Annotated in this window: 1 protein-coding gene; it reads left to right on the forward strand. The window is 74.1% G+C overall.

The window, feature by feature from the left end; genetic code table 11:
* The coding region (locus G3I78_RS49655; protein ID WP_164437251.1) for a DUF2252 family protein at positions 1-409 on the forward strand (409 nt) is incomplete at both ends.

A 409-nucleotide genomic window follows, 5' to 3' on the forward strand; every position in this document is an offset into this window, starting at 1 on the left:
CGGCTGCACCCCGAGCGCGAGCCGGTCGCCGTCATCGAGGAGCAGAACCGCGACCGGCTCCAGGAGCTCGTCCCGCTGCGCGTCGGGCGCATGCTCGAGTCGCCGTTCGCGTTCTACCGCGGCACGGCGGCCACGATGGCGCACGACCTGCGCGACGGACCGCGCACCGGCGCCCACGTCGTCGCGTGCGGCGACGCCCACGTCTCCAACTTCGGCCTCTTCGCGTCGCCGGAGCGGCGGCTCGTGTTCGACCTCAACGACTTCGACGAGGCGAGCGACGCGCCGTGGGAGTGGGACGTCAAGCGGCTCGCGGCGAGCATGTACGTCGGTGGCCGCGACAAGGGGATGTCCGAGGCGGAGTGCGGCGAGGCCGCCCAGGAGGCGGTGCGCGGGTACCGGGAGGCGCTCG

The organism is Streptomyces sp. SID13726 (assembly GCF_010548375.1).
Taxonomy (GTDB): Bacteria; Actinomycetota; Actinomycetes; order Streptomycetales; family Streptomycetaceae; genus Streptomyces.